Annotated in this window: 5 protein-coding genes; 3 read left to right on the top strand and 2 right to left on the bottom strand. The window is 48.8% G+C overall.

All coding sequences use genetic code 11. From position 1 onward, the window contains the following. Positions 1 to 354: 354 nt before the first annotated feature. The 3 genes from H6F88_RS25730 (at position 355) to H6F88_RS25720 (ending at position 4406) form a co-directional block, all read left to right on the top strand. Positions 355 to 2856, top strand: coding sequence for a serine hydrolase (locus H6F88_RS25730; protein ID WP_190645663.1), 2502 nt, complete (start codon positions 355 to 357; stop codon positions 2854 to 2856). Positions 2857 to 2957: 101 nt separating this feature from the next. Next, a complete protein-coding gene (locus H6F88_RS25725; RefSeq protein WP_190645662.1) occupies positions 2958 to 3437 on the top strand; it encodes a GNAT family N-acetyltransferase in 480 nt (159 codons plus the stop codon). A gap of 210 nt (positions 3438 to 3647) precedes the next feature. Next, positions 3648 to 4406: a hypothetical protein gene (locus tag H6F88_RS25720; RefSeq protein WP_190645661.1), complete on the top strand. Its 759-nt coding sequence runs from the start codon at positions 3648 to 3650 to the stop codon at positions 4404 to 4406. Between the two features lie 134 nt (positions 4407 to 4540). On the opposite strand, the gene H6F88_RS25715 is transcribed toward H6F88_RS25720, so the two are convergent. After that, positions 4541 to 5779, bottom strand: a complete 1239-nt coding sequence (locus H6F88_RS25715) for an LL-diaminopimelate aminotransferase (RefSeq protein ID WP_190645660.1) — start codon at positions 5777 to 5779, stop codon at positions 4541 to 4543. 33 nt (positions 5780 to 5812) lie between these two features. Further along, positions 5813 to 5986 (bottom strand): hypothetical protein, encoded by a 174-nt coding sequence (locus tag H6F88_RS25710; RefSeq protein WP_190645659.1) that lies wholly within the window; start codon positions 5984 to 5986, stop codon positions 5813 to 5815. Positions 5987 to 6000: the final 14 nt, after the last annotated feature.

Raw genomic sequence — 6000 nt, 5'->3', positions numbered from 1 at the left:
TACGTACAGGCTTGGTTATCCCTAGGGCGAATCAGAGTACTTCACTCCTGACAGGGTCTATCAGCAGTCTCGCTGATGCTGGCGCTTACATACAAGGGGCGAAGCATTCGGCAGAGAGATTGCGATCGAGCTGCAAGCATTATGTCCGAACGCTTCGCCCGTACACAAGGCTTTGCCCCTACATAAAGATAGTGCCAGTTTGCGAGACCAATTCTGTATAACTTGGCATGACTAAGCGCAGCCTCGTAACAAGGGTTTAACAGCCATCAGCGCCACAAAAATTTCTCATTTGCATAAAACACCAGAATTTTTCTGGAGTGAGAGACAACTTACCTCACACTCAGGAGACTCAAAATGGTAACTTCTCTTTCAACATTGCGCGATCGCCTCGACTTTCACACAGACAATGCTTCCGGTCGTTCTGGAGCAGCAGTGATTAACCTCACCACAGGTGCAAGTTCACTCGTTAATCCTGATCAGGCTTTTGGCACATCCAGTACGATCAAAATTGGAATTCTCTATGCGCTAATGCGGCGGATTGACCGCGACCCAAACGTTTCTTACCAGACCACAATTAATTCAGGTAGCCAGTACGGCAGTAACGGGGGCGATCTCAACAACCCCATTCCGGGTCTGCTTGCCAACGCAAACTACACCCTCAACTTTCTGGCAGAAACGATGATTGCCAACAGCAACAACTGGGCAACCAATCGGCTCATTGACTTTCTGGGCAGAAATCAAATCAACCAGGAGTTAAGCAATCTCGGTTTGAATGTGACGCGGGTAAACCGCTACATGACCGGAACGGGTGCCCCTAGTGCCCATAACACTACTGGTCCGGGAGGCGACTATCGAGCGGGATTTGATAACCTGTCTACTCCACGCGAAATGGTGAGAATGTTGCAGCGTATTCATGCTAACGAGAATTCACTACTCGATCCAATTTCTCATTCTGCTTTCTGGCGCATTTTGGGGTTGGATGCCAACCGTGGTGTGAATACCAAAGGTTTAGCCAGCCGTTCCTACAATAATGCGATTTATCCTTCTCCTAGCAATGATTTCTTGTCGCCTGATTGGGCAAACCTGCTGGAGTTTCAAAATAAAGGGGGCAACAATTCCTGGACAGGAAATCCGGGAGATTTTGTGGCTAAGCCAGCTTTGGGAAATCACTTTCAGCGATCGGAAGCAGGGCGAATCACCTTTAACAACGGGCAGGTCGTCTTCTATGCCGCCTTTGTGGACAATGCCAGCAATGATTCTCGCGCTGCAAATACCCTGGCCTCCATTGGTTATGAAGTCGCGGCTGAATATGCTAATGCGCGAGTCACTCATACCCCTGTAAATAGCCAATTGGATGATGGTCGGGTTGTCACGGTTAGAGGATTTCCAGGTGCGATTGCCGACACAATTGATATTAATTCGGTAGCGGGCGATCGCCTCGATTTCCTCGTCAACCGTGAGAGCATTGTACGCCTCCCCAGAACTCAAATCGAAGGTGTGCGAATTCTACCTGGAGGAGGCAACGACACAGTTTACGGCAGTTCTCTTGCTGATGTCATTCGAGGTGGCACAGGAAATGACGCCCTACGTGGTGAAGGAGGAAATGATTCCATCAATGGAGATGCCGGAAACGACCAGCTTTGGGGTGGCACAGGAAATGATATTTTGTATGGCGGCGAGGGGATTGATGGATTGCACGGTGGCACAGGTAATGATGTCCTGCATGGCGGCAACGGATTTGATTCGGTTCAAGAAATCGGCAATGTTAACTTCACCCTGACCAACACTCGACTCACTGGATTAGGCACTGATACATTGCTCAGTATGGAATCTGCCTACCTCACAGGTGGAAGCGGAGCTAATATCATCAACGCCTCTGCTTTCACCAATGGCACCGTATGGCTTGATGGCAGAGTTGGCAACGATCACCTCCGAGGTGGGTCAAGCCACGACATATTGAACGGTGGAATGGGTAATGATCGCCTCTATGGAAATAACGGCAACGATTCCCTGAATGGGGTTGATGGCAATGACTTTATCTCGGGCGGGGCAAACAATGACTCCCTTTTGGGAGGAGACGGCAATGACTTTATGCACGGGGATACCGGTAATGACCGAATTAATGGCGAAGCAGGAAATGATGTAATCACAGGTGGCGCAGGTTGGGACGCCATCAACGGAGGCAGCGGTAGCGATCGCCTCCTAGAGGTCGGAGATGTCCGCTATTACACTCTGACCAACACCCGCCTCACCACACTGACGATTACCCTCAATACCAACCCCAACACGATTGTTCGTCCCTATGTAGACACGCTCACAAGCATTGAATCCGTGACCTTGATTGGCGGCAACAGCCGCAACCTGATCAATGCTTCTGAGTTTACCGCAGGCAGTGTGATTCTACAGGGCTTAGCCGGTAATGATACGCTGCTGGGCGGTAGCCAGGGGGATACGCTCAATGGTGGAATTGGAAACGACACGCTCAATGGTGGGGGAGCAGATGATTTACTCACGGGTGGCATAGGACGCGATCGCCTCACAGGTGGAGCAGGGCGCGATCGCTTCAGCTTTAATGCACCCAATGAAGGAGCCGACCGAATCCTTGACTTTGAAGTTGCCACTGATTTGATTCAGCTTTCATCTCGTGGATTTTCAGGGTTGCGAACAGGGTTACTAGCAGCCAACCAATTTACTCTGGGAGCCTCTGCGACTGCCATCACTCATCGCATCGGCTACAACAATACGACAGGTGCCCTCTGGTTTGACCAGGATGGTACTGGTGGTCAGGCTGCAAGGCAATTAGCAACGCTTGCTCCAAACCTCAACCTGACCAACAATCATTTTGTTGTGGTGTGAATGTTATTTTATCCAGGCGCACAGATCTCCAACCTTTCTCGAAAGGTTGGAGATCTGCTTCAATGTTGAATATTTAATAGAAGTCTGAAAGCATTGAAGCGATGGAAATTGACTTTAGACTGACAGAACTGACTGATGTTGATAATCTGCTGATCCTTGTTCAAGAATATTATGAGTACGATGGACACCCATTTGATCTGGTGCAGGTGCGGGCAGCGCTGGAAAATTTGATTCGTCATCCAGAATGGGGACGAGTGTGGTTTATCTGTCGCGAGCTGCAAGCAGTTGGCTACGTAGTTCTAACGCTGGGCTACAGCATAGAGTATTTAGGACGTGATGCGTTTGTAGATGAAATTTATATCCGTGAAAGCGATCGCGGTCAGGGTATTGGCAGAGTAACGTTTCAATTTCTGGAGGACGTTTGCCGTTCCTTGGAGGTGCATACACTTCACCTGGAAGTAGAACATGCTAATACCAACGCCCAAGCTGTCTATCGTAAGCTGGGATTCACGGATCAAAAACGTTATTTAATGACTCGCAAGTTAACGACTACAGAAGCTCAAATTGCAGAGCCTAAGTAAGTTCGAACAGAACGTTTGTGCCAAGTCTTTTCTTAATTAGCAAGTTGTAAAACGCCATTCGGACTACTCCCTTTGTTACATGTAGCTTCACAAAGCATTGGGATAATATGAACTCAATGCAATCCAAGACTTTAGGATTGAAATAGCGTAGGGCATCGCTTCTACCTAAAGATTTTGAGTTTTAATTAAGCTAAATCTATATTGAGAGAGATGACAAACCAGGATAAGAATTCACAGCAAGACCCCTTTAAGGATGCGATCGCCACCGCGATGACCATCGGAGCTTCAGCTGCCAAAGCAACTTCCGATGCCGTCAAATTTGCAACGGACGGCGTTGCTGGCGCTACCACCGCTGTTGGAGACGTGGTCATGCCTGTAGCTCAACAGTTCGTTGAACAAGGCACCACCACTGTGGGACACATGGTCGCCCCCATTGCAGAGCATCCGTTCACCAAGTACGCCTCCAAAGTGCCAGGAATTAATCTGCTCATGACTGCCTTAGGACAGGTTGACATAGAGCAAGCGCAGAAAGAAGTAGATCAACTGCGCCAGCAATATCCTTCAGAAACTTCAGAGCAGCTTGCTCACCGCATCATGGTAGACACTGCTATGAAAGCGGGTGGCATTGGCTTACTGACAAACTTTATTCCACCTTTAGCACTAACCCTTTTTGCCGTTGACATCGCCGCAGTCACTACGCTTCAGGCTGAGATGGTGTATCGTATTGCCGCTGCCTACGACTTTCCGCTAAACGACCCAACTCGACGGGGCGAAGTGCTAGGTATTTTCGGCTTGTCTCTGGGTGGTTCCAGTGCCCTCAAAGTTGGGTTGGGTATTGTCGAACTGATTCCGCTTGTCGGTGCTGCGGTAGGCGCATCCAGTAATGCTGGACTGATTTATACGTTAGGGTATGGCGCTTCTCAGTTTTATGAAGCGAAGAAAACTCGCGCCAAAGCAACGTCTCTGTAAGGCTTGATGGGTTATGTGGAATCAACCCTAATTCCAATAATTTAGGTTACAGCTAGAAATGCACCCTGCGTCACAGGGTGCATTTCTAGCTGTAGCTGTTTTTATAGAAAAGTCAGACCTATGTTGGACGAACCCTATGACAGCTTAAACTTCTCGGTGATTCGTGCCATTGCTTCCTCTACGTTTTCTCGACTGTTGAAGGCTGAAATGCGGAAGTAGCCTTCTCCTGCCGCACCAAAGCCTGAACCAGGAGTGCCGACAACGTTCACAGTGTGCAGCAGCTTATCAAAAAACTCCCAGCTAGTGAGATCGTTAGGAGTCTTAACCCAAACATAAGGAGCATTCACACCACCATACACTTGTATCCCTGCTGCGGTGAGTTGCTCCCGAATGATTCGAGCATTTTCCATGTAGAAGCTCACCAGTGCTTTGGTTTGAGCTTGCCCTTCGTCTGAGTAGACTGCCTCGGCTCCTCGCTGCACGATATAAGATACACCATTAAATTTAGTGGACTGGCGACGATTCCATAGCTTCCACAGATCTACATCTGAGCCATCGGCGGCTTTTGCGGTCAGAGCTTTGGGAACGACGGTAAAGGCACAGCGAGTTCCGGTAAAGCCTGCATTTTTGGAGAATGAGCGAAATTCGATCGCACATTCCCTCGCTCCCTCAATCTCGTAAATCGAGTGAGGAATATCAGGATCAGAGATAAAGGCTTCGTAGGCTGCGTCAAAGAAAATGATAGAACCGTTAGTTCTGGCGTAATCTACCCATGCCTGAAGGTGAGTTTTGCTGGCGATCGCCCCCGTCGGATTGTTTGGAAAACAGAGGTAAATCAAATCTACCTTTTCGGTTGGAATCTGTGCGGTAAAGTTGTTTTCAGCTGTGATCGGCAAATAGACTAGACCGCCATATTCCCCTGCCTCATTGACCTCTCCGGTGTGCCCTGCCATGACATTCGTATCGACATACACCGGATAAACTGGGTCAGTCACTGCAATCGAGTTGTTATTGCCAAAGATGTCGAGGATATTGCCACAGTCACACTTAGAACCATCGGAAATAAAAATTTCTGAGGCATCAATTTCACAGCCTCGTGACTGAAAATCCTGTGCAGCAATCTTTTCGCGCAACCAGGCATAGCCCTGTTCTGGACCGTAGCCTCGAAAGCTCTGGCGATCGCCCATGTCCTCGACCGCTTTAATCATGGCATCGCGACAGGCTGGGGGCAACGGTTCCGTTACATCACCAATTCCCAAACGAATAATTTTGGCATCAGGATTTGCCTCTGCAAAAGCATTGACCCGTCGTGCAATTTCTGGAAACAGGTAGCCTGCTTTCAGCTTGAGATAGTTGTCGTTAATAGTTGCCATAGTCTAGATCGCTACAAACACCGTTAAGATAGCTTACCAATTAAAGGTCTGCAGCAGAATCGGGGATTGGGGATTAGGGGTTGGGGATGTGCTGTCCATCATCTGCCGCAGAAATTGCTCTTGCTCTTGTAGCTTTGTCTCTGCTTGCTTGCGTTCAGAGTAGCAGCTTGCAGAATCTAGTTTGTCGCGCGAGTGGATCAAGGGCATTTCAACCTTTACGG

It is taken from the genome of Oculatella sp. FACHB-28 (genome assembly GCF_014696015.1).
Lineage (GTDB): Bacteria > Cyanobacteriota > Cyanobacteriia > Elainellales > Elainellaceae > JAAUTN01.
Note: the sequence above shows the minus strand (reverse complement) of the source record. Positions and strands in the feature narration are given on the sequence as shown.